Genomic DNA, 26,572 nt, shown 5'->3' with positions numbered 1-26,572 from the left:
CGCCAGCAATATATGCCAAACCAACCAGAGTAGCTCGCGGTGGTTTTATTTTATTTGTACAACTCAAAAAATGATGTTATGACGGCCTTTATTACGCAGCCATCAATATTTCAGCACCATCATATGAACCGATAGTATCAATAATTGGCGCGTCAGCCATCATTTCACTTGTGGTATCGAATTGGCTGGCGATAGCCATATCTTTCAGTGGCGTATTCACATCAATACCTTTAGCAGCGAGTATTTCCAGCAGCGGTTCCGCATTGCCGCGCATCAAACCATAAGTGGCTTTATGCATTTCGCCCTGATGGTTCTCTGCCATGGTTTTGGCAGGGTCAAACTCACCGGTAATATCTACATCGCACAATTTCAGTTGCAGATCGTTAAGCTGCTTACCGATACCATTTTGATTATTAGCCAATGTTTCGCCTAACTCCAAGCCTTCCATTTTGCCGTAGAAGGTATACTGAGGCATAAAGGAGTACTTCAAATCGCCGTCAACAATCATTGCGGTACCTGTACCATGAGAGCTACTCACTGAATATTGGGTCCCATCAATCCATCCGCCACCGGCAAATTGGCCAAAATCTTTGGAGTATCCTTCGGCCCCAGTGTCTTTGATATCGCCATGTTTAGTGGCCCACTGTTGAGCATAAGAAGAGAGAGTGTAATCTTTAAATTCGCTATTATATTGAATAGTTACTGTCATAATAATTCCCTTATATTAAACAACATATACATGACTCATCATTGAGCCACTTCGACCCACAAATGAAAATAACACTTCATCTGAAGACTTTACATTCAATATTTATATCTATCATCTGTGTTTTAATTTTATATTAAAAACTAAAACTTATATTCAAAACCACCCTGAATAGTTCGACCCCGATTCGGGGAAAAAGAAATTGAATCACCATAACTAACAAGATAAGCGCGATTGGTTATATTTTCTATTGAGCTGCGCAAAATTAAATTATTAGTTAACTTATAACTGGCATAAAGATCAAATATGGTATATTTTGGCCAATCCGCAACATAAGCGGTATTTACATTACCGTCATTACCAATGACTGAACTATCTTGGTGTCCTTTGTTATAACGAATAACGGTGCCGAGATCCAGCTTTTTATCAAATATTCTACCACCTAAAGTTAAACTACCGCGATCACCCGGTAAATAAGCAGAAGATCCAAATAAGTTTCTTGCTTCCCGACAGTCAATAATATTATTTATATAATCATTATTAACACTATAATGCCCATACCTATTATTGCCGGCAAGATTTTTCACCCCCCCTAACCAAGCCCTTTTTGAACAAATACTATTGACACCAATCATTCTGGTATAATTAAGGTTGGTATAAAATAAACCCATATCATAACTTAATTGATATTCCAGACCACGAAATTGGGTTGCCAGTAAATTATTAATATAGGTGGCATTAGCAAAGCTACCCCCTCCATGCAAGGGCTTTTCTTTGGATAGCTCAAGATTGACATAATTAGTCACACGGGTATCAAAGTAGGCCAGTTTGGCCACCAGACGATCTTCTTCAATAAACAGATTACTGTGCTGGATATTAATGCCGGTTTCCCAGGCTTTGGAATGCTCTGCTGCCAGCAGCGGATTGGGCAAAATCCAGCCGTGACCATGGGCGCTGCCGGTGGCCAGCACTTCGGTAATCGCCGGTGGCCGCCAGGACTTACCGTAATTGCCAAAAAACTCCAGCCATTGCACGCCAGGTTTGATACCAATGGCTGCCGTGGGTGACAGTTGCTGTTCACGGCGATCGACCTCCCAGGCCATTTTCATCGGTGTAATTACACACCGCTTCCATTCGTTGGTAACATGTTGCTCATGTACCTTTTTGTTACAGCGGTTTTCACGGGTATAAGCTGCTCGGAAATCTTCGCTCTGCATCCAGGTATTTCCTTGTAACCTAAATTGGTCGTGACGCAACCCCCCCTCCAACCGCAGCCAATTATCATAATCATAATTCAACTGAGCAAAAGTGCTGGTAATGGCGCGCTTACCCGGAGGGGTGATGCCTAGCATCGACTCATGAGTGGAGTTGCCAGAGGAACGGTCACTAAACCACTCAAGACCATAATTGAGGCGGAATTGGTGGTGGTCAGCAAGGGTAAAAAAACTGGTGTTTTGCAGTTGTAAACCCCGGGTACTCAGCCGGGTTTGAGTCCAGAATTTATCGCGGAAAACAACATTGGCATTATGAGTATTAGTTTTATCATCAGTATCAACGTAATAGATTTTCGCCGTTAGATCTAGCCAGGCGATATGCTCGGGCTTGAGGCTATAATCCAGCCCAATATTGCGATTCGCCACGTTACTCACACTGCTGCTTACCCAGCCATGCTTTCCTATTCCTGGCCCTTCTTTTACCATGGTCATAAAGCCGGCATTAGGGCTATGTATTTGGGTTTGCAGATAACTGAATGTTAACCGTTGGTCGGCGGATAAATTCCAACCCAACTTGGCCAGTTGTGAGTGCATTTTATAATTAGTGAATGGCACTTTATTATTTTTAATATCATAACTTAATTTTTCTGTGGCTGTGCCAAAACGAATATCGCCCAGAATTCCTTTATTGCCCGGCCAATAATCGCTTAAATTTCGCTCGCTGGCAGCGATTAATAGATCGCCATATTCATTACCCATTGCCAACACGGCACTGCCAATAAGATTAGTGCCATTATCACCGTGCATAGCGCGGATTTTTCCGCCTATCTCTTTACCCGACTCGAGGAAATCACTGGCATTAATAGTATTAAAAGTGGCAACCCCACCAATAACTCCCGCTCCGCCAACACCGCTGGGAGCGCCCTTTTCAATCACTACATTACTTAATATTTCTGGATCAATATACATCACGCCATTGCGTTGACCATGACCACTTTTCATAAAATTCTGACGCATGCCGTCAATATTCATATTGACGCGACCATAATCCTGCATGCCACGGATATTCACTGATAACGCCGGGTCTTGCTGACTCACACTGGAATAGACTCCCGGCGTTTGTTCTAATATATCTGCCGCATGGCGCGCGGGCCGGTTATCTAATTGCTCGCGGGAGATTTCACTGACCGAATGGAGTTCATCATAAACCCAGTCCCCCTCCTGCGCATTACTGGCTCCCTCTACTTTGAGCTTATCCAATACCATGTCATTTTCTTTCGATGATGGCACGGTATCATCAGCTTTGACATGCTCTGAATAACCTTGTGCCGCGATCGCTAACAATATCCCAAATGCAATCTTATTCATTGCATTTATTGTCACTTTTTTATCTCTAACTATACTTTCCATTTATGAGATTCCATCCTTATTAATACAAACTAATATATATATTAATTATTTAGCATCACTTTAATTATATAAAAACCAATATAGGGTAATAGAAAATCACCCCGAATAATATAAATCTCCGAGGTATTGATATGTTATGGCTTGATATAAAACAAATAAGTTAATGGAGTTAATAAAATAAATCGTTAAAAAAACTTAATATTATTCTTTAGTGAACAGGGTAATATATCGAGTCAATACTTCCGTTTATGTTTCCACATTAAATTCCTTTAATATTTTTTAATACTAGTAGAAGTTTTACTACAACGCCACGATTTGATAATGATTATCATACCCATTTGTGAGTGTGAACTCAACGGTACATTAAAAATAATGCAGCATCGAGTTAAAAATTAAGGCTCTTGGCAGAATAAGGAATAACGAAATAATCATTACTGTAATAACAATAAATATATTTAAGTTTCTATAATGTAAAATGGGCCACTATAAAAGTGGCCCATTGCTAATATTAATACTTGGCGAACTAAAACAGTCGCGTTTTAGCCTCTGCAATGGCTGAAGCCACTTGCTGCGGTGAAACACCGCCTTTAGCAACCCGCTTATCTAAACAAGATTGCAATGACAAAATCGGATAAACATCATCGCCAATGACGGCACTGAATTTTTGCAAATCGCTCAGCGATAAAGCCTCTAATGCTTTCCCCTGACGAATCGCCTCAACCACGGCCTCACCGACAATATGGTGCGCTTCACGGAAAGGTACACCTTTGGCGACCAGATAATCCGCTAATTCAGTGGCATTGGCATAACCTTGCTCAGCCGCTTCTTTACAGCGCGGGCGTTTTACCTGAATGCCATCCAACACCAGCGCCGCCATATGCAAGCAGTCGAGCCAAGTATCGAGTGCATCAAACAGGCCTTCTTTGTCTTCCTGCATGTCTTTGTTATAAGCCAGAGGCAAGCCTTTCAGCGTCATCATCATCCCGGTCAATGCGCCTTGTACTCGGCCACATTTCCCACGGATTAATTCCAGCGCATCGGGGTTTTTCTTTTGCGGCATCAGAGAGGAACCTGAGGTTACGCGGTCAGATAAATCGACAAAAGCCGCTTCGCCGCTGTTGAAGAAGATCAAATCTTCGGCAAAACGCGACAAATGCACCATACCAATGCTGGCGTCAGACAGTAATTCCAACACATGGTCACGGTCAGAAACACTGTCCAGACTATTGCGAGTCGCCGAGGCAAAACCTAACCAGCCCGCCAATTGTTCGCGATCGATAGCATAGGCGGTACCCGCCAATGCGCCACTGCCTAACGGGCTGACATCAAGGCGTTTTAGGGTATCTTGCAGCCGACTTTCATCACGGGCTAACATTTCAGCATAAGCCAAGCACCAGTGGGCAAAGGTGACTGGTTGAGCACGCTGTAAATGGGTATAACCCGGCATCACTGCATCCTGATTGGCTTCGGCAGTCATAACCAGCGCTTGCTGCAACTGTTGCACAGCCGTTTTTAATTCGGTTATCTGGAATTTGCACCACAACTTCAGGTCAGTCGCCACTTGGTCGTTACGGCTGCGCCCGGTGTGCAGTTTCTTACCTAAATCGCCCACTTTATCAATCAGCTTGGTTTCTACCCAGCTGTGAATATCTTCAGCATCACTGGCTAAAATGGCCTGTGGATCGGCCTGAACTTCCTCTAATAAAACAGAGAGCGCCTGCTCAAGTTGTTGCTGTTCAGCCGCCGTTAAAACGCCAACCGTGACCAGTGCTTTAGACCAGGCAACAGAACCGATAATATCCTGCTCTGCCAGCCGGTAATCAAACCGCAGAGAGTCATTAAATTGCTTAAAACGCTGATCTGCCGCCTGACTGAACCGCCCGCCCCATAATGCCATCGTCTTACTTCCTTAAGTTCTCCCCTTCGCCTTTGAAGCTACAGGGTTGTTAGCTGCGCTCGCTCACCCGAATCACTTACTTGAGTAAGTTCATCGGGATGAGTTTGCTGGCTGCCTACCTGTAACTCCAATGACTTTGGGTTATAAAAATTTATAATAAAATAAACAGTATTAGGCCAAAATACGCGTGCCAATCGGCACCCCATTAAACAATGCTGGTAGTTGGTCGGCATGACGCCAACTGGCGATATCCACCGGACGACCCAATGAGCGAGCCGCATCAAGCGCTGCATTCACTTTAACCACCATACCATCAGTAATGATGCCCTGAGCAATCAATTGCTCAGCTTTTTGTGCCGTCATTTCAGCAATACGCTGGCCTTTGCCATCTAAAATCCCGCTGACATCCGACAGCAAAATCAAATCGGCTCCCAGTGTCGCGGCCAAAGCTGTTGCAGCTTGATCGGCATTGACATTCATCAATTTGCCATCAGCAGTAATACCAATAGAGCTGATGATTGGCATGTAATTCGCGGCCAGTAAGGTTTGCACTAAAGCCGGTGAGCCAGCTTCGGCTTTACCCACATGACCGAGTTCTGCCTCCAGCGGAGTGACCGACACGGTATGGCCATCGCCCAAGCATAAGCCAACAGCATTGATGTCATGCTTCACCGCCCAAGCCAGCAATGTTTTGTTGGCAGTACCCGCTAATGCACCCGTAATAATGTCAATTTGATCAGCTGGAGTCACACGCAGGCCGTTTTTCTTCACCACCGGCAACGCGAGTTTTTTCATCAAATCATCAACCAGACAACCACCGCCGTGCATAATCACCAGCGGGCGCTCATGCTTCTCGCGATAGGTCACCAATGCAGTAAACAGGCGCTCCAGCGCTTCTTCGCTGTCCAGCAACACGCCACCTAATTTAATGACCAACGGATTCATCATGTTTCGCCTCAATATAATTGGATAAAAATGTCAGTTTCGACTCTGTTACAACCCTCCAGTTACCTACAACAGGGATTGGGTTTCCACAAAACCAAAACGTATATTCATGCATTGCACGGCCTGCGCCGCAGCCCCTTTCAGCAGGTTATCTTCTGTCGCGACAATAATTAAATGCTCGCCCTGCACAGAAAAACCGATATCACAGAAAGGTAAACCGACCACCGCTTTCAGTGCTGGCACACCTTGCTTATAAAGCCGAACCAGGGGCTTATCTTGGTAAGCATTGTGGTATGCCTCGGCGATATCTTGTGCCGTCACACCCGCTTTCAGGCGGCAGGTAATGGTTGCCAAAATACCGCGGGCGAAATTCCCCAAATGCGGAGTAAAAATGACCGGAGTGCCAAGGTGGGCGACAATTTCTGGCTGATGACGATGATTAAACAAACCATACGGCTGCAAACTCACTTCACAGAAACTGTTGCTAATGCTGGCTTTACGCCCCGCGCCACTGACACCACTGACGGCGTTAATCACTGGCCACTGCGCCTCATTGAGTAAATCGCCATCGACCAACGGCTTAAGCGCCAGTTGGGATGCGGTGGGATAGCAGCCTGGTACCGCGATCAATTGGGCCTGCTTAATTTTTTCAGCCTGCCATTCAGCTAATCCATAGACTGCTTTGTCCAGCCAATCGGCATGTTGATGCTCAAAACCGTAATATTGACTGTAAAACTCCGCATCCTGAACCCGGAATGCACCGGAGAGATCGAATACGACACAACCCGCCGCCAGGAATTGTGGCGCTAAATCATGGCTGACTTCATGGGCGGTGGCGAGGAAGACAACATCAACGCCTTTTGCCGCCAGAGCCACATCCACCAAGGGTTGTAGCGGAAGATCAATAATGCCTTTTAGCTGCGGATGCAGATCAGAAAGTAATTTCCCTGCATCTGCACTTTGCGCTGAAACCGTTAAACCGGTTATGTTCATATGTGGGTGACGATTCAGGTAAGCCGTAAGTTCTGCTCCGGCGTAGCCACTGGCACCTACAATTAGCGTATTCAACATGGGTTCAGTTCACCTTGCCCTTCGTACTTGAAGCTGCGGGGTTGTTAGCTACGCTTATTCACCCGAATCACTGACCAGTGTCAGCTCATCGGGATTCGTTCGCTTGCTGCCTACCTGCAACTCCAATGACTTTGGATATAAAAATGTTATTCGGTATAAAGACATAAGTAGTCAAAACCGGCATTTGGGTTATCAGCAAGGTCTTACTGTTCCCCCACGTGATTGAGTATTGACTTTTTCGTCAATTTAAGGGTGTCTTTAGGTTCCCTTACGCTCAAGCTTACTGTATTTTTATTCATAATTAATGCATGAATATTGATACTATCCTAACCAAAGGCTGTCAACAGTGAAGATGAAATTACCTCCATTTATTGAGCTGTATCGGGCGTTAATCGCGATGCCATCGATCAGCGCAACCGATAGCGCCCTCGACCAAAGCAATGAGGCGTTAATCAACTTGTTGGCCGGATGGTTTGCAGATTTGGGTTTTCGCGTCGAAATCCAGCCAGTACCTGACACACGCCACAAATTTAACCTGCTTGCCTCTATTGGTGAAAAAAGCAGCGGAGAGGGTAGCGGCGGGTTGCTATTGGCGGGTCATACCGACACCGTTCCTTATGATGAGGGGCGCTGGACGCGCGATCCGTTCACTCTGACCGAGCATGACAATAAATTGTATGGTTTGGGTACTGCCGACATGAAAGGCTTCTTTGCCTTTATTCTTGATGCAGTGCGCGATATTGATGCCAGCACATTGAGCAAGCCGCTGTATATTTTGGCGACTGCCGATGAAGAAACCACCATGGCGGGCGCGCGCTATTTTGCCGCCTCCACCCAGTTGCGCCCTGACTTTGCCATTATTGGTGAGCCAACATCACTGCAACCCGTACGGGCGCACAAAGGGCATATTTCCAATGCTATCCGCATTACTGGCCAGTCCGGCCATTCCAGTGATCCCGCTCGTGGTGTGAATGCTATTGATTTGATGCATGAATCCATTACTGAGCTAATGAAGCTGCGCACCAGCTTACAAGAGCGCTACAACAATCCGGCATTTGCTATCCCATACCCGACCATGAATTTCGGTCATATTAATGGTGGTGATGCTGCAAACCGTATCTGTGCTTGCTGTGAATTACATATGGATATCCGCCCATTGCCGGGTCTGACACTAAGTGATTTGAATGAGTTGATGACTGAAGCACTGGCCCCCGTCAGTACGCGCTGGCCGGGCCGCTTGAGTATTGATGAACTGCATCCGCCGATTCCAGGCTATGAATGCCCAACAGATCATCATATGGTCGGGGTTATCGAAAAATTGCTGGGTGAGCGCACGGCGGTGGTGAACTACTGCACCGAAGCGCCATTTATTCAGCAAATTTGCCCAACATTAGTGCTGGGGCCAGGTTCCATCAATCAAGCCCACCAGCCGGATGAATTTATCGATATGGCCTTTATCGAACCCACTCGCGAGCTGATTGGCCAATTAGTTGACCATTTCTGTCAGCAGAAATAACTCGTATGGGGTAGGCGGATCAATATTACCGATTAGCCAGACTGATAATCTGGCTGTAGTAATTAAATTTCAGCAATATCCCTAAAAATGATGTTTTTTTGCTAGAAATAGTGTCAATTGGGGTATGGAATTGAACGCGGCGAGTGGATTTGTCCATCTCAGTCTTTTGGGTGAAATTAATTTACATACTCATCAAGTTACGAAGGGTACTAAAAGAAATCATATGAACGAACAATATTCCGCAATGCGAAGTAACGTCAGTATGCTCGGCACGCTACTCGGGGACACCATCAAGGAAGCGCTCGGCGAACACATCCTTGAAAAAGTAGAAACCATCCGTAAATTATCTAAATCTTCGCGTGCTGGTAATGAAGCGAGCCGTCAGGAACTGCTGACAACGCTGCAAAATTTATCCAATGACGAGCTGCTGCCGGTAGCCCGCGCTTTTAGTCAATTTCTCAATTTGACCAACACAGCGGAGCAATATCACAGCATTTCGCCACATGGTGAAGCCGCAAGTAATCCGGAAGCCCTGGCCCAGCTATTCACCCGTTTGAAAGACAAAAAGCTGAGCGAAAAAGACATGCGCAGCGCGGTTGATGAGTTGTCTATTGAGCTGGTGTTGACGGCTCACCCAACCGAAATTACTCGCCGTACCTTGATTCATAAACTGGTCGAAGTGAATACCTGCCTGAGCCAGCTGGATCACAATGATTTAGCCGATTACGAACGCAACAAGATCATGCGTCGTTTGCGGCAGTTAGTCGCACAATCATGGCATACCGACGAAATTCGTAAAATTCGCCCTTCCCCGGTTGATGAAGCCAAATGGGGCTTTGCTGTGGTTGAAAACAGCCTATGGGAAGGCGTGCCCGCTTTCCTGCGTGAGTTTAACGAGCAGTTGCAAAACTCCCTCGATTACCGCTTGCCGGTAGAAGCCGTGCCGATCCGCTTCACTTCATGGATGGGTGGCGACCGCGATGGTAACCCTAATGTTACTGCCGAAATTACTCGCCATGTGCTGCTACTGAGCCGCTGGAAAGCCACTGATTTGTTCCTGCGTGATATTCAGGTCTTGGTATCAGAGCTTTCCATGTCGGAATGTACGCCAGAATTGCGTGAATTGGCGGGTGGCGAAGAGGTGCTCGAACCTTATCGTGAACTGATGAAGCGCATGCGCACCCAGTTGACGAACACCCAGACCTATCTGGAAGGCCGCCTGAAAGGCGAGCGTGTATTGCCACCGACTGATTTGCTGGTCAGTAATGACCAATTGTGGGACCCGCTATACGCCTGTTATCAATCGCTAAAAACCTGTGGCATGGAAATCATCGCCAACGGCCAATTACTGGATACCCTGCGTCGCGTGCGCTGTTTCGGTGTGCCGCTGGTGCGTATTGATGTGCGTCAGGAAAGTACCCGTCATACCGATGCCATTGCTGAACTGACCCGCTATTTAGGTCTGGGTGATTATGAAAGCTGGTCTGAAGCGGACAAACAAGCCTTTCTGATCCGTGAGTTGAACTCCAAGCGCCCATTAGTTCCACTGAAATGGGAGCCAAGTGCCGAGACTCAAGAAGTGCTGGAAACCTGCCGAGTCATTGCCGAAGCACCGCAGGGTTCCATTGCTGCTTACGTGATTTCCATGGCCAAAGTGCCATCGGACGTGCTGGCAGTGCATTTACTGCTGAAAGAAGCCGGTTGCCCGTTCACTCTGCCAGTCGCGCCATTGTTCGAAACTCTCGATGACCTGAATAATGCTGACGATGTGATGACCCAGTTACTGAATATCGACTGGTATCGCGGCCTGATCCAAGGCAAGCAAATGGTGATGATTGGCTATTCTGACTCAGCGAAAGATGCCGGCGTGATGGCTGCGTCTTGGGCGCAATATCGCGCGCAGGATGCTCTCATCAAAACCTGCGAGAAAGCTGGCATCTCTCTGACACTGTTCCATGGCCGTGGCGGTTCTATCGGCCGTGGTGGCGCGCCAGCGCATGCTGCACTGCTTTCTCAGCCTCCTGGCAGCCTGAAAGGCGGCTTACGTGTCACTGAACAAGGCGAGATGATTCGCTTTAAGTTTGGTTTACCGGAAGTCACTATCAGCAGTTTGGCGCTTTATGCCGGTGCGATTCTGGAAGCTAATTTGTTGCCGCCGCCAGAGCCGAAAAAAGAGTGGGTGGAGGTGATGGATATTCTATCTGATGCTTCCTGCGATATGTATCGTGGCTATGTGCGTGAAAATCCTGAGTTTGTGCCTTACTTCCGTGCCGCGACGCCAGAACTGGAATTAGGCAAATTACCATTGGGTTCACGCCCAGCCAAGCGCCGTCCGAACGGCGGAGTAGAAAGCCTGCGGGCTATTCCGTGGATTTTCGCCTGGACGCAAAACCGCCTGATGTTACCCGCCTGGCTGGGTGCCGGTGCCGGTTTGCAGAAAGCGATCGACGCCGGGAAACGGGAAGAGTTAGCCACTATGTGCCGTGACTGGCCGTTCTTCTCAACCCGGATTGGTATGCTGGAAATGGTGTTCGCCAAAGCAGATTTGTGGCTGGCAGAATATTATGACCAACGTCTGGTAGATAAATCGCTGTGGCCGTTAGGTCAGCAACTACGCGACCAACTGGAAGCCGATATTAAAGTGGTGCTGGCGATTGCCAACGATGACCATTTGATGGCGGATCTACCGTGGATTGCGGAGTCTATCGCGCTGCGTAATGTCTACACCGACCCATTAAACGTGCTGCAAGCCGAGCTACTGCACCGCTCGCGCCAGCAAGAACACCCAGATGCCCGCGTTGAGCAAGCATTGATGGTGACTATTGCCGGTGTGGCGGCAGGGATGCGCAATACAGGTTAGCCATTGATTTTAAGGGGAAGAAATTCCCCTGATTATCTTTTTTTGGTTGATAGAGCACCGGACCATTATTTCGGTTGTTAGAATTTCAGTGACCACTTAATCCCAGTAGCCTCAACCGAGCAGGAGGGCTAGCCGGCCCTCCTGCACCTGCGGCTTGCGCGAAATATTGCCCTGCGGGTAAACCTCCTACGTCTTTCGGGCTGACGAGCCAGCGCGATTTGCTCCTGCTCAAGCGCGCTTTTCGCGGCCGTCCATGGCCGCTCACTCTACCCTCCATCCTTGTCGGCAATATTCCTGATTGCGCTCAAGGTCAAAAGCCCATTCAAAACCCTGTTTTTAGGTTTTGATCTTAAAAAGCACATTTGAGCCGCCGAGTGAAGAGTGGAGGTAGGACGCGAGGTATGGACGCCGAGCGAGGGCCGCTTGAACAGGAGTGAATCGGCCCGTTCCGTCAGCCGAAACGATGAGTAAGGGAACCCACGCAGTGGGCAGGCGATACGTGCGAAGCGCGGGATTCCACAAGGGTGCGCGCCCGCACCCTTTGGCGGTTGGTTCGTCGGTGGCTAAGCTAACTAGGTGCTTTAACAACCGAACTATTCACTCTGCGAATATCAACCGAAATCAGATCCGATCAAACTGGCTGACTAATCAAAGCCAATGGGGATTAAAAGGGGCCACCGCCCCTTTTTAAAAAACTATGGCCTCACCCCGAGGGTATGGCAAATCGCATAACTCAATTCTGCCCGATTCAGAGTATAGAAATGGAAATCTTTCACCCCTTCGCGGCTGAGAATTTTCACCATATCCATCGCCACTGATGCCCCGACCATCTTGCGCGTCTCTGGGTCGTTATCCAGCCCATCAAAAATACGTGTCATCCAATGAGGCACTCGCACATTGGTCATAGTGGCAAAGCGCTGGAGCTGCTTAAAGTTAGACACCGGCAGGATACCCGGCACGATTTCAACATCAATACCGGTCGCAACACAGCGGTCGCGAAAACGCAGGTAGCTTTCTACATCAAAAAAGAACTGCGTAATAGCACGGTTAGCGCCAGCATCAATCTTGCGTTTCAGGTTAATCAAATCAGCCTGCGCACTTTTGGCTTCTGGATGCACTTCTGGATAGGCGGCAACCGAAATATCAAAGTCACCCACGTCTTTCAGTAAGCCAACCAAGTCAGAGGCATACATTTCTGGCTTGCCACTGTCCGGCGGTAAATCACCCCGCAGGGCGACAATATGGCGAATGCCACTATTCCAATAATCCGTGGCAATCTCACGTAGCTGAGTCGGAGAAGCATCAATGCAAGTCAGATGCGGCGCGGCTTCAAGGCCAGTGCGTTCTTTAATACCCTTAATGATGCTGTGGGTACGATCGCGCTCACCGGAGTTTGCACCATAAGTCACTGAGACAAACTTCGGTTTCAGAGTGCTCAGACGGTCAATAGAGCTCCACAGGGTGTCTTCCATCTCGCTGGTACGCGGCGGGAAAAATTCAAAAGAAACATTAATCTGGCCTTGCAGCTCTGCCAAACTTTGATTCAGCGCTTCCCGCTGGTTTGCGTGGAAAAAACTCATACCCTGTTACCCCATTGCCTGTTGTCATCATTTTGATGACTTATGTTATCTGTCATTTTTTATAAGCGTCTATACGTTTAGACGTCTAAATAGAAAATGACCGAAGTTGGCTAAAGAGTCAACTTTTAAATAAGTTTAGAACGATGATTAATATTCACACGCAATGTGCGGAAAATTCATATAGGGGAAAATGTGGCGGTTTCGCCTCCCCTGCGGCGGGCAGAGGAGGTGAATAAAGGCAAATTACAGCAGTTGAGAAAGGCGGTTTAAATCAGATTGAATAGCGCCAGCGGTGACATCACGCCCAGCGCCAGGGCCACGGATGACCAACGGGTTGTCGCGATACCAACGGCTTTCAATGGCAAAAACGTTATCGCACGGCAATAAAGAAGCCAATGGATGGTCAGCACGTACTGCTTCAACGCCCACCCGCGCCTTACCATTAGCATCAAAGCGTGCAACGTAACGTAACACCAGACCCATTTCATTCGCAGCTTCTAAGCGCTGAATCATTTGCTGATTCAATGCCTCGCCATTTTCAAAGAATTGATCCACGGAACCAACATCAGCACCGGCAGGTACCAGCGACTCCACCCGCACCTGATTTGGTTCAATGTCGTAACCGGCTTCACGGGCCAAAATCACCAGCTTGCGCATCACGTCTTGCCCGGAGAGATCCACGCGCGGATCCGGTTCTGTCAGGCCCTGCTGCCAAGCTTGATCCACCAGCTCGGTAAAGGGCACCGTGCCATCAAATTGCAGGAATAACCAAGATAAAGTACCGGAGAAAATACCGCTGATCGCCAGAATACTGTCGCCGCTATCACGCAGGTCGCGCACCGTGTGGTTCACCGGCAAACCTGCCCCCACCGTGGCATTATACAGCCAGTGGCGGCCTGTTTTGGAGAAAGCATCGCGAATTTGGCGGTAGTTATTGCTGCTGGAAGCTCCGGCTAATTTATTGGCGCTGATAACGTGGAAACCGTAGCTGGCGAAGTCCAAATATTGCTCGGCCAGTGATTCGCTGGCGGTCACATCCAACACCACCAAATCATCAAATGGATGCGCGCGCATCCACAAGAACAAGGATTCTTCATCCTGCTCTTGAGCTTCGTCATCATAAAATGCTAACGTCCGGCTGGCATCCAGCCCATCATAACTCAATAGACTGCGGCGGCTATCCACAACACCGGCCAGCACGAACTCAAAACCACTGCGCGCCGAGATATTCTTTTGCTCACGGGCGAAAAGCTCCAACCAGCGAGCGCCAATATTGCCTTTACCGAACAGCATCAAGCCAATCCGTTTTTCGGCGCGGAATAGTGATTGATGTAAACCTTGAATCAGGTGCTCAGTCGGCCCTAGACGCAGCACGGCGACCATGCTGATACCATCTTCAGCTTGCCAGATAAACTCGACCGGCTGGTCTTTCAGTTGTTGGTAGAAACGATGGCTGTGCAGTGGGTTCTTACTGACCCCCGCCCCCACCAGAGCAACCAATGCCAGCCCCTCGCGCAGAGATAATTTCCCCGGCAGCGTGGCATCTTCCAGCACTCTTAGCGCACTATCGACCACTTCTGAGGTATAGCAAAGCTGCAATAAGTTACGGTCAGGGTGAATACCGGTCGCCAGCGGCTTGATTTGCGCGCGTTTGAGCAGTAAATCAATTTCTTTCTGTGCCAGCGAGAAATCATGGTGACTGGCAATCTGTAATTCGATCAGGCAAACATCATCGTGGCTGGTGACAATTTTGGCACCCGAACCTGAAGCCAGTACCCGCTCAATGCGGGTTGAACCTTGTTCTGGCTGATAGCTACAGCGCAACTGCAAATCGATATCACTGCCCGAAACCGGCTGTAGTGTGCGGGTATGCAACACCGGAGCCGCCAAACGGGCCAATTCACTGGCTTCATCCAAGCGCAATAATGGCAGTAAACAGGCATCTTTCACTTTGCGCGGGTCCGCACTGTATACCCCCGCCACGTCACTCCAGATGGTAACGCGTTCGACTCCCGCCAGCGCCCCGACCTGAGTAGCCGAGTAGTCACTGCCGTTACGCCCCAACAACACGGTTTCGCCGGTGTTATTGCGTGAGATAAATCCAGTGACCACCAGACGTTGATGTGGATGCTGCGCTATCAATTGTTGCAACAACGGATAAGAACGACCTTCGTCGATTTGTGGCTGCGCTGCACGTTCAGCACGCAGAAAGCTGCGAGCATCAAGCCAGGTAGCTTTCATGTCGAGTTTGTTCAATACCGCAGACATCAAGCGAGCAGACCAAATCTCACCATGGCCGACCACTTCGGCATAAATTGCCTCGTCGATTTTGTTATCCAACAAGCCCGCCAAGCGCTCCAAATCATGGATAAACTCACTAATCAGCGGCTCAGCCATTTCTGGCGATAATAAGCCGCTAATCAGGTCATGTTGGTAACGACGCAAATTCTGCTGCACCTGATGGGCAGAAAGACGATCACTTTGGCTGAGTTTCAACCAACTAATCAATTGGTTAGTAGTGCTACCTGCCGCAGATACCACCATGAGATCGCCGGGATGGCTATAGTTGGCCATAATATTGGCCACCCGCAGGTAACACTTCACATCCGCAAGACTACTGCCACCAAATTTATGCAGTTGACGGCCAGTCACCGCCGCTGCTACCGCTGTTGCATTCATACTTACCTCAGTCTCTCGCCAACCGGAAAGCATTGTCCAAATCGGCAATCAAATCTTCGCTGTCTTCGATACCCACGGAAATTCGCAATAAACTATCAGTAATACCTGCGGCAGTGCGCGCTTCTGGCGCCATACCGGCATGGGTCATGGTGGCGGCATGGGAAATCAGGCTTTCAACGCCCCCCAAGGATTCTGCCAAGGTAAACAATTCAAGGGCAGAGAGGAAACGGCGCAATACCTGTTCATCACCATCCAGCTCAAAACTGAGCATCGCACCAAAACCAGACTGCTGACGGCAAGCAATTTCGTGGCCGGGATGTTGTGGCAGAGAAGGATGATACAGCTTTTTCACTAAAGGCTGCTGCTGTAAATAGCGAACAATTTCATCTGCGTTGCGCTGCTGTTGAGCCATACGTGGGGATAATGTGCGTAACCCGCGTAATAACAAGTAGCTATCGAATGCAGCGCCAGTCACGCCAATATTGTTCGCCCACCATGCCAATTCGACAGCGAGTTCAGGATCTTTGGCAATGACCGCGCCAGCAACCACATCTGAATGGCCATTCAGATATTTGGTACAGGAATGAACCACCAGATCCGCGCCTAAAGCAAGCGGCTGCTGCAACGCGGGGCTAAGGAAAGTGTTATCGCACAGGGTTAATGCGCCGACGGCATGAGCGGCTTTACAGATAGCGGCAATATCCACCACCCGTAACAGCGGGTTACTCGGAGTTTCAATCAACACCAGCTTGGGCTTTTCCGCCAGTGCCTTGCTCAGCGCCACTTCATCGCCCTGGTCAACAAATAGCACCCGATAGGCACCGCGCTTGCTTAAACTATCGAATAGACGGTAGCTGCCGCCGTAACAATCGTGGGGGGCCAGCAGTAAATCACCCGGTTTAAGAAAAGTGGTGCAAACCAAATGAATCGCCGACATCCCGCTGCTGGTCATTACCGCACCCGCACCACCTTCCAGCTCAGCTAATGCGCGCTGCACGACATCACGCGTCGGGTTGCCGCGACGTGAATAGTCATGGGCGCGAGGCTGATTAAAATCGATAAAATTATAGGTACTGGAGAGGTGAATCGGGGGGACAACGCAGCCGTATTGCTCGTCATCGTTCAACCCGCTACGGACTGCTATTGTTGCCTGTTTACGCGTCATATGGATTTCCACCAGCCGGATATCGAGAAAATGTTACGTCAGAGTAGACTCACAAATTACGGACGTCAATACATCTGGACATCTAAACTTCTTTGCGTATAGATTGAGCAATGGGATAATAACCGCTAAAATTATAGAGGTTTTAGATATCCTCATGATGTCAGTCAGGTTTCAATGGTGCCTTATATATACCCTAAATAATTCGAGTTGCAGGAAGGCGGCAAACGAGTGAGCTTACTCTCGTAAGTGATTCGGGTTATAGAGCGCAGCCAACGCACATGCAGCTTGCAGAATAACGGGTATAACCGCAAAGATGATAGAGAAAGGTAATAGCTATCAATAAATAGCAAAAAAGGTTATTTAAGTGATATTAGTCTAGTAAAATCGACATTTATTTAGTGAGAACAGTGAAGATCGGGCATAATTAGCCGGTTTTCAGAATTTAGTATTTTTCCGACAAATTTAAGGTGTCCCATGGCTGAGTGGAACGGCGAGTATGTCAGCCCTTACGCTGAACACGGTAAGAAAAGCGAACAGGTCAAAAAAATTACGGTATCCATTCCGCTGAAGGTGTTAAAAATCCTCACCGATGAACGGACCCGCCGTCAGGTGAATAACCTGCGCCACGCCACCAACAGTGAATTGTTGTGTGAGGCTTTTTTGCATGCATTTACCGGCCAGCCGCTGCCGAATGACGAAGATCTGCGTAAAGAGCGCAGTGATGAAATCCCGGAAGCTGCAAAGATTTTAATGCGTGAGTTGGGTGTTGATCCCGATACCTGGGAATATTGATTTCTCGCAGCAGTTCAGTTCTATTCATAATGTGAACTGGGTTGTAGAAATGAAAAAAGGCGCCTAAGGCGCCTTTTTCGTCTGACGGGCAATTATGCTTTAGTCGCACCCGGCACGCTGAAACGCTTGTTAAAGCGGTCAACACGGCCACCGGTCGCAACATCACGCTGCTTGCCAGTGTAGAACGGGTGGCATTCGCCGCACACGTCCAGATTCAGGTCATGACCAACAGTTGAGTTGATCTTGATAACGTTACCGCAAGAACAAGAAGCAGTAACTAAATCGTATTTAGGGTGGATACCTTTTTTCATGGAAAAACCTCTATATTTAGGCCGCGTCGCTATCCAGCCCTACTCCGCCAGACACCACACGATTGATAAATAACCATTTGTCGTTAAATAATCATTTATCGTTAACGAATAGTTGATTGCTAACGAACAATCGCTGATAAAACAAACAACGGTTGTTAGCAGAATTTGATATCGAATTATATCAAAGGCGGCAAATAATACAGAATTTGACCAAGCCGCGCAATCGAATCCGCACATTGTGAGGTACGCAGTGTAAACTGTTCAATCTTTATTTAGACCATTTTATTTATACCCTTTTATTTAGCAGGATAAAAATACATGTCCGTTGTTCAAGTGGCATTACCCGTACCGCTAACTCGCACCTTTGATTACCGCCTCGACAGTGCTATGGCCTGCCCGGTAGTTGGGGCCCGCGTCAGTGTGCCATTTGGTAAACGTAATGCCATTGGAATCGTAGTGGGTATCAGTGATACCAGCGCATTCCCTCTTGAACAACTCAAAGCCATTGATACGGTTTTGGACAGTGACAGCTTATTCCCACCCAGCTTGTGGCGCATTCTGTGTTGGGCAACCGAATATTATCATTATCCGATCGGCGAAGTGCTGTTCCATGCTTTGCCCATCTTATTGCGCCAAGGAAAGCCCGCGAAATCCGCCCCTTTGTGGCAATGGTTTGCCACAGAACAAGGCCGCGCTACGCCGCCGGAAAGCTTAAAACGCGCGCCCAAACAACAACAAGCTCTTGCGGCGTTATTACAAAAACCGGTTTATCGCCATCAAGTAAATGAAATGGCATTAACTGAAAGCGCGCTGCAAACATTGCGTAGCAAAGGGTTGATTGACCTGCGAGCGCAAGAAGTGGCGACCACGGACTGGCGTAATGGGTTTTCGGTGCTGGGCGAACGTCTGCGGCTCAATACCGAGCAAGCTACCGCCGTCGGGGCGATTCGCAGTGAAGATACCCAGTTTGCCGCCTGGCTACTGGCTGGGGTGACCGGCTCCGGCAAGACTGAAGTTTATCTCAGCGTGCTGGAAAATATTCTGGCACAGGGCCGCCAGGCGCTAGTTTTAGTCCCTGAAATTGGCCTAACCCCGCAGACCATTGCCCGTTTTCGCGAGCGTTTTAATGCGCCGGTTGAGGTGCTCCATTCCAGTTTAAACGACAGCGAGCGCTTATCTGTCTGGCTACGGGCGCGAAACGGCGAAGCCGCGATTGTGATTGGGACTCGCTCTGCGCTGTTTACCCCGTTCTCCCGGCTGGGCGTTATCATTATTGATGAAGAGCATGATAGTTCCTATAAACAGCAGGAAGGTTGGCGCTACCACGCCCGAGATTTAGCGGTGTTCCGCGCCCGTGAAGAAGGCATTCCTATTGTGATGGGGACAGCCACTCCCGCGCTGGAAACTTTACATAATGTTCAAATGGGTAAATATCGCCAGCTAACACTGTCAAAACGGGCGGGTAATGCCAAGCCAGCAGTGCAGCACTTACTGGATCTCAAGGGGCTGCCATTAAAAGTTGGCCTTTCTCAGCCGCTGCTAAAACGCATGAAAGCCCATTTGCAAGCCGACAACCAAGTGATTTTGTTTCTCAACCGCCGCGGTTATGCACCTGCTTTGCTGTGCCATGAGTGTGGTTGGATTGCGGAATGCCAGCGCTGTGACCACTATTACACCCTGCATCAGAATCACCGCCAATTACGCTGCCATCATTGCGATAGCCAACGCCCAGTGCCACAACAATGTCCGAAATGCGGCTCGACCCATATGGTCTCCGTGGGTGTCGGTACCGAACAGTTGGAAAACGAATTAGCGCCTTTATTCCCAGAGACCCCGATCACCCGCATTGACCGCGATACCACCAGCCGAAAAGGTTCGCTGGAACAACACCTGGCTGATGTGCATCAAGGGGGGGCGCGGATATTGATTGGTACCCAAATGTTGGCGAAAGGCCACCACTTCCCGGATGTCACTCTGGTGACATTGCTGGATGTCGATGGCGCGTTGTTCTCGGCCGACTTCCGTTCTGCGGAGCGCTTTGCGCAGCTTTACACTCAAGTATCAGGCCGCGCAGGCCGTGCGGGTAAACAAGGCGAAGTCATTTTACAAACTCACCACCCTGAGCACCCGCTGCTGCAAATTCTGCTACAGCAAGGCTACGACGCCTTTGCCAAACAAGCATTGGCGGAGCGAAAAAGCGTATTTTTACCGCCCTATACCAGCCATATCATTGTGCGCAGTGAAGACCATGATAATCAGCAATCAGCGCTGTTTTTGCAGCAATTACGCAATTTGTTGGAAGCCAGCCCACTGAAAGACGAGGCATTATGGATTATGGGGCCGGTTCCGGCGTTACAGGCTAAGCGCGGCGGGCGCTTCCGCTGGCAATTACTGTTGCAGCACCCCTCACGGCAATTCCTGCAACGGCTGATTAAAACCTCTCAGCCACTTATCAATACTTTGCCGCAAGCACGGAAAGTGAAGTGGACATTAGATGTTGACCCAATAGACAGCTAATTGACTGATGTCACCTTGATGTTAGCGGTAATGCCAATGATTCTTGGAGTAAAACCGCATCATAAAGCAATCGATTACCCCATTTTCTGCGAGTCAGTTCGAAAAAACCTACTTATGTCACACTTTTTATGCAAATTAGGTAACAAATTGCCCCCACGATCTGTATAGAATGACGGAAAGCCTGCATTAAGCATTAGTGCTGACTCGGAGTCAGAGCAAGGAGAAAGGCGTTGGAACATAAGAAAGAATTCACGATGGCCACCATGAAGGATGTGGCCGAAATGGCCGGTGTTTCGACTGCGACGGTATCGCGCGCATTGATGAACCCGGAAAAAGTTTCAACAATAACTCGGCAAAAAGTGGAACAAGCTGTTCTGGCTGTCGGTTATTCTCCCCATGCTTTATCTCGCAATATCAAACGTAACGAATCGCGCACTATTCTGGTTATTGTGCCGGATATCAGCGACCCCTTTTTTGCTGACATCATCCAGGGCATTGAACATGCCGCCGCCCAACAAGGCTATCTGATATTAATTGGTGATTGCGCACAACAACCCCAGCAAGAGCGCAGCTTCGTTAACCTAATCATCACCAAGCAAATTGATGGCATGTTGCTGTTAGGCTCCAATCTACCTTTCGATGCCAGCAAAGAAGAACAACGTAATTTACCGCCGATGGTAATGGCAAACGAGTTTGCCCCGGAGCTAGAGCTACCCACCGTCCACATTGATAACCTCACCGCAGCCTATGAAGCGGTAGAATATCTGATTAGATTGGGTCACAAGCGCATTGCCTGTGTTGCCGGGCCTGAAAACTTTCCGCTGTGTCAATATCGGCTACAGGGCTATATCCAGGCGCTACGCCGTAATGGTATCGAGGTCGACAGCAACTATATTATACGCGGCGATTTTAGCTATGAAGCGGGCGCTGACACCTTTATCAAGCTGATGGAGCTGCCGGAACCCCCGACCGCAATATTCTGTCACAATGATGTCATGGCGATCGGCGCGATGTGGCAGGCGAAGAAAATGGGCCTGCGTATCCCACAGGATGTCTCTGTCGTCGGCTTCGACGACTTGAAATTGTCACAGTATTGCGATCCTCCCTTGACCACCGTGGCACAACCACGTTATGAAATTGGTCGGCAAGCCATGTTACTATTACTCGAACAGTTACAAGGGCATCCAGTACAGAGTGGCTCCCGCTTGTTAAATACCGAATTAATTGTCAGGGAAAGTACTGCTGCGCCTAAACACTAGGCAAATATTCAGGGGTTCAGTAACATGACGGGCTTATTCCATCATCACGACGCAGCGAAACGATAGTGGCACAAAGAGATTATGTAAGCCGAGGGCGCTCAGGAGCGCGGCGCAAAAGCACCAGCCGGAAAAAACGCAGTGCTCCAGCAGTATCCAAAACCGTGATGGCACTGGCCGTCGCGCTATTAGTGGTATTTGTTGGTGGCCTTTATTTCATTACCCACAATAAGCCGGGCGAGCTTCCGTTACTGCCTAGCCATGATCCGCGCACGGGCAATGGCTTGCCGCCGAAACCCGAAGAACGCTGGCGTTATATTAAAGAGTTGGAAAACCGTCAGATTGGCGTCCCAACACCGACAGAACCCTCTGCCGGTGGCGAAGTTAATTCTAAAACGCAACTGACCAATGAGCAGCGCCAATTGCTTGAACAGATGCAGGCGGATATGCGGCAGCAGCCGACCCAGCTTTCAGAGGTGCCGTATAACGAAGGGATGCAGGTGCCACGTTCTGCGGTGACCATCAAACCCCCGGTCACCAATATACAGCAGCAGCCATTAACGCCACCGCGTCAGACGGTTGCGCCAGTACCAGCACCGCAGACACAAGTGCCGCCGCAGGTCACGACACCACCGCGCACTCAGCAACCGGTGACTCCAGTAGCGCCAGCAGTGACACCGCCGAAACCGGAAAAAGAGAAAGAAAAAGCGCAACGCTGGATGGTGCAATGTGGTTCATTCAAAGCCGCAGATCAGGCGGAATCTATTCGCGCCCAATTGGCATTCGAGGGTATCGAAAGCCGTATTACCGCCGGTGGTGGCTGGAATCGCGTGGTGCTCGGCCCTTACAGCACCAAAGCTGCAGCGGATAAAGCTTTACAGCGTTTGAAAGGTGCGGGCCAATCAGGATGCATTCCCCTCGCAGTTGGGGGTTGAAAAGTAGTAATCCTCCCCCATTTATAATCTCAATATACCCCGTATTGTTTTGCTGAAAGGCAATACGGGGACTCATTCAGTCCGCAACGAGGATCCGCTCGTGACAACAATTGTAAGTGTACGCCGTAATGGTCATGTAGTTATCGGTGGTGATGGCCAGGTCACTCTGGGCAATACCGTAATGAAAGGCAACGCCAAGAAAGTACGCCGCCTTTATAACAATAAAGTCATTGCTGGTTTTGCTGGCGGTACTGCCGATGCCTTTACGCTATTTGAGCTATTTGAACGCAAACTGGAGATGCACCAGGGCCACCTGACTAAAGCAGCGGTTGAGTTAGCCAAAGATTGGCGCACTGACCGCATGTTACGCAAACTCGAAGCACTTTTGGCTGTTGCTGATGAAACCGCATCACTCATCATCACCGGTAATGGCGATGTGGTTCAGCCTGAAGATGACCTGATTGCTATTGGTTCCGGTGGGCCTTATGCCCAGTCTGCCGCGCGCGCGCTGCTAGAAAATACTGAATTGGGTGCGCGGGATATCGTGGAAAAATCACTGAGCATTGCGGGGGATATTTGTATCTACACCAACCGCTTCCAAACCATTGAAGAATTAACGTACGAAACGTTATCAACACATAAAGCGTAAGGATAGAGTGACATGTCTGAAATGACCCCACGCGAGATTGTCAGCGAACTTGATAGCTATATTATCGGCCAGGATAAAGCTAAACGTGCAGTGGCCATTGCCCTGCGTAACCGCTGGCGTCGGATGCAGCTTAACGAAGAGCTGCGCCACGAAGTTACTCCTAAAAATATTCTGATGATCGGCCCGACCGGCGTGGGTAAAACAGAAATTGCCCGCCGCCTGGCAAAACTAGCCAATGCGCCGTTTATCAAAGTAGAAGCCACCAAGTTCACCGAAGTTGGCTATGTGGGTAAAGAAGTTGATTCTATTATCCGCGATCTAACCGATGCAGCGGTGAAAATGGTTCGTCATCAATCCATTGAAAAAATGCGTTATCGGGCGGAAGAATTGGCCGAAGAACGTATTCTGGATGTGCTGATCCCACCAGCCAAAAATAACTGGGGCCAACAGGATGAAACTCAAGAGCCATCCGCGACCCGCCAGGCTTTCCGCAAAAAACTGCGCGAAGGTCAACTGGATGACAAAGAGATTGAAATTGATCTGGCTGCATCACCAGTAGGTGTTGAAATCATGGCTCCTCCGGGCATGGAAGAGATGACTAACCAACTGCAATCGATGTTCCAGAACATTGCTGGCCAGAAACAAAAACCGCGCAAAATCAAAATCAAAGAAGCATTTAAACTGCTGATTGAGGAAGAAGGCGCGAAGTTAGTCAATCCAGAAGAGCTGAAGCAACAGGCGATTGATGCGGTTGAACAACACGGCATCGTGTTCATCGACGAAATCGATAAAATCTGTAAACGCGGCCAGACTTCAGGCCCGGATGTGTCCCGTGAAGGGGTACAACGTGACTTGCTGCCATTGGTTGAGGGCTGCACCGTATCAACCAAACACGGCATGGTGAAAACAGACCATATTCTGTTTATTGCCTCCGGCGCATTCCAGGTCTCCAGCCCGTCAGATCTTATCCCGGAATTGCAAGGTCGCTTGCCAATCCGTGTAGAATTACAGGCGCTGACCACCGATGATTTCGAGCGCATCCTGACTGAACCGAGTGCTTCGCTGACTGAGCAATATAAAGCTCTGATGGCTACTGAAGGGGTGACTGTTGAGTTTACCCGTGAAGGTATCCGTAAAATCGCTGAAGCGGCATGGCAGGTTAACGAGCGCACCGAGAATATCGGCGCACGCCGCTTGCATACTGTGCTGGAACGTCTGATGGAAGATATCTCTTATGACGCAAGCGAAAGTAATGGTCAATCCATCACTATTGACGCGGCATATGTGGGTAAACATCTGGATGAGCTGGTAGCGGATGAAGATTTGAGTCGTTTTATCCTATAATTCGCTTTATAAGCCGTTGCTGGATAAAATGGTTCGCCAAATTAATATTGAGTGGGAGGCGATGCCTCCCACTCTTATTTTTATTAACTCGCCGATATGGGCGGACCAGACTCCTATAAAATGAAGCAGAAAATGAGCCTATCACCTAATACCCGCTTAACTAGCACCAGCCAGACCCAGGCTTGGCTGGAAAGCCTGCGGCCAAGAACACTGCCCCTGGCCTTTGCCTCTATCGTTACCGGTTCAGCACTGGCTGTCTGGCTCGATAGTTTTAAACCCGCCGTCGCCTTGCTCGCCTTATTAACCGCCGGCCTGTTGCAAATTTTGTCCAATCTCGCCAATGATTACGGCGATGCTATCAAGGGCAGTGATACCGAAGAACGTATCGGGCCATTGCGCGGCATGCAAAAAGGGATGATTACTCGTCAGCAAATGAAAGTCGCGCTTATCATCACTGTTAGTATGACTGTTATTTCAGGTATCGCGCTCATTGCCGTGGCCTGCGAAAAACCCAGCGACATTTTAGGCTTTTTACTGCTTGGGCTGATGGCCATTGTGGCCGCAATCACCTACACCGTGGGTAGTAAACCCTATGGTTATATGGGCTTAGGTGATATTTCAGTATTGGTTTTCTTCGGCTGGCTGAGTGTCGCCGGGACTTACTATCTTCAAGCCGGGCACTTTGACAGTATCGTCATGCTACCCGCCACTGCCTGTGGTTTACTGGCGACAGCCGTTTTAAATATTAATAATTTGCGTGATATCGAAAATGACAAAACCAATGGCAAAAACACACTGGCAGTGCGTTTAGGCCCGGTGGTCGCACGTTATTATCATGCCCTGCTGATCGCCGCCGCCATCTTCTGCCTGGCATTATTCAATATTCTGTATCTGCATAACTGGGCGGGTTGGCTCTTTATTTTGGCGGTTCCCTTACTGGCCAAACACGCGCTATTTGTGCTGCGTGAACCCACCGCCGCGGGGATGCGCCCCATGCTCGAGCATATGGTCAAAGCCGCGTTGTTGACCAATATTCTGTTTGCTATCGGCCTGGTGCTCAGTTAACCCCGCCTGTTTCTTTCTCCGGGCAACAGTCGATAAACCTGTCCGGAGAAATTTAACAATTGATGATTTTGCCAACAGCGGCCAGAAAGGGATATACTTAACATCCCAGCCGCAACCAGACGTTAATCCTATGAAATATGATACTTCCGAACTCTGTGACATCTATCATGAAGAGGTCAATGTGGTAGAACCTCTGTTCTCCAATTTTGGCGGGCGCACTTCATTTGGTGGCAAGATTACTACTGTAAAATGTTTCGAAGATAACGGCTTGTTGTTTGACCTGCTCGAAGAAAATGGTCTTGGCCGTGTTTTAGTCGTCGATGGCGGTGGCTCAGTGCGCCGGGCATTAATCAATGCTGAACTAGCTGATCTGGCTTTGAAAAATGAGTGGGAAGGCATTGTTGTTTACGGCGCTGTCCGTCAGGTTGATGAACTAGCCGAATTGGATATTGGTATCCAGGCGATGGCCGCTATTCCGGTCGGTGCCGCAGATGAGGGTATTGGTGAGAGTGATATCCGCGTTAACTTTGGCGGTGTCACATTCTTCTCCGGTGACCATTTGTACGCAGACAACACCGGGATAATCTTGTCAGAAGAACCTTTGGATATTGAATAATATCTCTCTGGTTTATCAACTAAAAAGGGCGATATCAATATCGC

The 26,572-nt window shown here is 48.9% G+C and carries 19 protein-coding genes; 10 read left to right on the top strand and 9 right to left on the bottom strand.

The annotated features are described in order from the left end of the window. Window positions 1-91 precede the first annotated feature (91 nt). The 5 genes from DXZ79_RS00660 to argC all read right to left on the bottom strand — a co-directional run bounded on the left by DXZ79_RS00660 (window position 92) and on the right by argC (window position 7,243). Window positions 92-709: a heme acquisition protein HasA gene (locus tag DXZ79_RS00660; RefSeq protein ID WP_050292133.1), complete on the bottom strand. Its 618-nt coding sequence runs from the start codon at window positions 707-709 to the stop codon at window positions 92-94. Between the two features lie 140 nt (window positions 710-849). Beyond that, complete coding sequence (locus DXZ79_RS00655) at window positions 850-3,330, bottom strand: TonB-dependent hemoglobin/transferrin/lactoferrin family receptor (protein WP_038638038.1); 2,481 nt, start codon at window positions 3,328-3,330, stop codon at window positions 850-852. Window positions 3,331-3,853: 523 nt separating this feature from the next. Continuing rightward, entirely contained in the window at window positions 3,854-5,227 is a 1,374-nt protein-coding gene (gene argH / locus DXZ79_RS00650; protein WP_038638036.1) for an argininosuccinate lyase, read from the bottom strand. Window positions 5,228-5,398: 171 nt separating this feature from the next. Beyond that, the gene (argB, locus tag DXZ79_RS00645) at window positions 5,399-6,172 is read right to left on the bottom strand and encodes an acetylglutamate kinase (protein ID WP_038638033.1); all 774 of its coding nucleotides are present in this window, start codon (window positions 6,170-6,172) and stop codon (window positions 5,399-5,401) included. A gap of 66 nt (window positions 6,173-6,238) precedes the next feature. Next, entirely contained in the window at window positions 6,239-7,243 is a 1,005-nt protein-coding gene (gene argC, locus DXZ79_RS00640) for an N-acetyl-gamma-glutamyl-phosphate reductase (protein ID WP_038638030.1), read from the bottom strand. Between the two features lie 352 nt (window positions 7,244-7,595). On the opposite strand from argC, the gene argE reads away from it, so the two are divergent. Both argE and ppc read left to right on the top strand, forming a co-directional pair. Further along, window positions 7,596-8,759, top strand: coding sequence for an acetylornithine deacetylase (gene argE / locus DXZ79_RS00635; RefSeq protein ID WP_038638027.1), 1,164 nt, complete (start codon window positions 7,596-7,598; stop codon window positions 8,757-8,759). Window positions 8,760-8,982: 223 nt separating this feature from the next. Next, complete coding sequence (gene ppc, locus DXZ79_RS00630) at window positions 8,983-11,619, top strand: phosphoenolpyruvate carboxylase (RefSeq protein WP_038638024.1); 2,637 nt, start codon at window positions 8,983-8,985, stop codon at window positions 11,617-11,619. A gap of 695 nt (window positions 11,620-12,314) precedes the next feature. Here ppc and metF read toward each other — a convergent pair. The 3 genes from metF to metB form a co-directional block, all read right to left on the bottom strand. Next, window positions 12,315-13,199: a methylenetetrahydrofolate reductase gene (metF, locus tag DXZ79_RS00625; protein ID WP_038638022.1), complete on the bottom strand. Its 885-nt coding sequence runs from the start codon at window positions 13,197-13,199 to the stop codon at window positions 12,315-12,317. A 243-nt stretch (window positions 13,200-13,442) separates the two neighbouring features. Beyond that, window positions 13,443-15,878 carry a bifunctional aspartate kinase/homoserine dehydrogenase II gene (locus DXZ79_RS00620; protein ID WP_038638020.1) on the bottom strand — a complete coding sequence of 812 codons (2,436 nt, stop codon included), beginning with the start codon at window positions 15,876-15,878 and terminating at the stop codon, window positions 13,443-13,445. Between the two features lie 7 nt (window positions 15,879-15,885). Further along, entirely contained in the window at window positions 15,886-17,043 is a 1,158-nt protein-coding gene (gene metB / locus DXZ79_RS00615) for a cystathionine gamma-synthase (protein WP_038638016.1), read from the bottom strand. A 474-nt stretch (window positions 17,044-17,517) separates the two neighbouring features. Here metB and metJ point away from each other — a divergent pair, with 474 nt between their 5' ends. Next, on the top strand, window positions 17,518-17,835 hold the full coding sequence (gene metJ / locus DXZ79_RS00610) for a met regulon transcriptional regulator MetJ (RefSeq protein ID WP_004392248.1): 318 nt from the start codon (window positions 17,518-17,520) through the stop codon (window positions 17,833-17,835). A 92-nt stretch (window positions 17,836-17,927) separates the two neighbouring features. Here the strand turns inward: metJ and rpmE are convergent, their stop codons facing one another. Next, window positions 17,928-18,146 carry a 50S ribosomal protein L31 gene (gene rpmE, locus DXZ79_RS00605; RefSeq protein WP_038638012.1) on the bottom strand — a complete coding sequence of 73 codons (219 nt, stop codon included), beginning with the start codon at window positions 18,144-18,146 and terminating at the stop codon, window positions 17,928-17,930. A gap of 318 nt (window positions 18,147-18,464) precedes the next feature. Here rpmE and priA point away from each other — a divergent pair, with 318 nt between their 5' ends. The 7 genes from priA to rraA all read left to right on the top strand — a co-directional run bounded on the left by priA (window position 18,465) and on the right by rraA (window position 26,528). Then, window positions 18,465-20,663 carry a primosomal protein N' gene (gene priA, locus DXZ79_RS00600; RefSeq protein ID WP_120010986.1) on the top strand — a complete coding sequence of 733 codons (2,199 nt, stop codon included), beginning with the start codon at window positions 18,465-18,467 and terminating at the stop codon, window positions 20,661-20,663. A 230-nt stretch (window positions 20,664-20,893) separates the two neighbouring features. After that, window positions 20,894-21,922, top strand: a complete 1,029-nt coding sequence (cytR, locus tag DXZ79_RS00590) for a DNA-binding transcriptional regulator CytR (protein WP_038638007.1) — start codon at window positions 20,894-20,896, stop codon at window positions 21,920-21,922. Between the two features lie 65 nt (window positions 21,923-21,987). Beyond that, window positions 21,988-22,854 (top strand): cell division protein FtsN, encoded by an 867-nt coding sequence (gene ftsN / locus DXZ79_RS00585; RefSeq protein ID WP_038638004.1) that lies wholly within the window; start codon window positions 21,988-21,990, stop codon window positions 22,852-22,854. A 100-nt stretch (window positions 22,855-22,954) separates the two neighbouring features. Beyond that, window positions 22,955-23,503: an ATP-dependent protease subunit HslV gene (gene hslV / locus DXZ79_RS00580; RefSeq protein WP_038638000.1), complete on the top strand. Its 549-nt coding sequence runs from the start codon at window positions 22,955-22,957 to the stop codon at window positions 23,501-23,503. 12 nt (window positions 23,504-23,515) lie between these two features. Beyond that, on the top strand, window positions 23,516-24,847 hold the full coding sequence (hslU, locus tag DXZ79_RS00575) for an ATP-dependent protease ATPase subunit HslU (RefSeq protein ID WP_050292138.1): 1,332 nt from the start codon (window positions 23,516-23,518) through the stop codon (window positions 24,845-24,847). A 132-nt stretch (window positions 24,848-24,979) separates the two neighbouring features. After that, window positions 24,980-25,912, top strand: coding sequence for a 1,4-dihydroxy-2-naphthoate polyprenyltransferase (locus tag DXZ79_RS00570; protein WP_038637994.1), 933 nt, complete (start codon window positions 24,980-24,982; stop codon window positions 25,910-25,912). Between the two features lie 130 nt (window positions 25,913-26,042). Continuing rightward, a complete protein-coding gene (gene rraA / locus DXZ79_RS00565; protein ID WP_038637991.1) occupies window positions 26,043-26,528 on the top strand; it encodes a ribonuclease E activity regulator RraA in 486 nt (161 codons plus the stop codon). Window positions 26,529-26,572: the final 44 nt, after the last annotated feature.

It is taken from the genome of Yersinia rochesterensis (assembly GCF_003600645.1).
GTDB classification, from domain to species: Bacteria; Pseudomonadota; Gammaproteobacteria; order Enterobacterales; family Enterobacteriaceae; genus Yersinia; species Yersinia rochesterensis.
Note: the sequence above shows the minus strand (reverse complement) of the source record. Positions and strands in the feature narration are given on the sequence as shown.

Excerpts from the sequence above, each read along its gene's own strand:
- argB (WP_038638033.1), bottom strand. The coding sequence starts at position 6,172 with ATGAATCCGTTGGTCATTAAATTAGGTGGCGTGTTGCTGGACAGCGAA.
- DXZ79_RS00570 (WP_038637994.1), top strand. The coding sequence starts at position 24,980 with ATGAGCCTATCACCTAATACCCGCTTAACTAGCACCAGCCAGACCCAG.
- priA (WP_120010986.1), top strand. The coding sequence starts at position 18,465 with ATGTCCGTTGTTCAAGTGGCATTACCCGTACCGCTAACTCGCACCTTT.
- argE (WP_038638027.1), top strand. The coding sequence starts at position 7,596 with ATGAAATTACCTCCATTTATTGAGCTGTATCGGGCGTTAATCGCGATG.
- argH (WP_038638036.1), bottom strand. The coding sequence starts at position 5,227 with ATGGCATTATGGGGCGGGCGGTTCAGTCAGGCGGCAGATCAGCGTTTT.
- hslU (WP_050292138.1), top strand. The coding sequence starts at position 23,516 with ATGTCTGAAATGACCCCACGCGAGATTGTCAGCGAACTTGATAGCTAT.
- metJ (WP_004392248.1), top strand. The coding sequence starts at position 17,518 with ATGGCTGAGTGGAACGGCGAGTATGTCAGCCCTTACGCTGAACACGGT.
- rpmE (WP_038638012.1), bottom strand. The coding sequence starts at position 18,146 with ATGAAAAAAGGTATCCACCCTAAATACGATTTAGTTACTGCTTCTTGT.
- ppc (WP_038638024.1), top strand. The coding sequence starts at position 8,983 with ATGAACGAACAATATTCCGCAATGCGAAGTAACGTCAGTATGCTCGGC.
- DXZ79_RS00660 (WP_050292133.1), bottom strand. The coding sequence starts at position 709 with ATGACAGTAACTATTCAATATAATAGCGAATTTAAAGATTACACTCTC.
- metF (WP_038638022.1), bottom strand. The coding sequence starts at position 13,199 with ATGAGTTTTTTCCACGCAAACCAGCGGGAAGCGCTGAATCAAAGTTTG.
- metB (WP_038638016.1), bottom strand. The coding sequence starts at position 17,043 with ATGACGCGTAAACAGGCAACAATAGCAGTCCGTAGCGGGTTGAACGAT.
- DXZ79_RS00655 (WP_038638038.1), bottom strand. The coding sequence starts at position 3,330 with ATGGAAAGTATAGTTAGAGATAAAAAAGTGACAATAAATGCAATGAAT.
- argC (WP_038638030.1), bottom strand. The coding sequence starts at position 7,243 with ATGTTGAATACGCTAATTGTAGGTGCCAGTGGCTACGCCGGAGCAGAA.
- rraA (WP_038637991.1), top strand. The coding sequence starts at position 26,043 with ATGAAATATGATACTTCCGAACTCTGTGACATCTATCATGAAGAGGTC.
- DXZ79_RS00620 (WP_038638020.1), bottom strand. The coding sequence starts at position 15,878 with ATGAATGCAACAGCGGTAGCAGCGGCGGTGACTGGCCGTCAACTGCAT.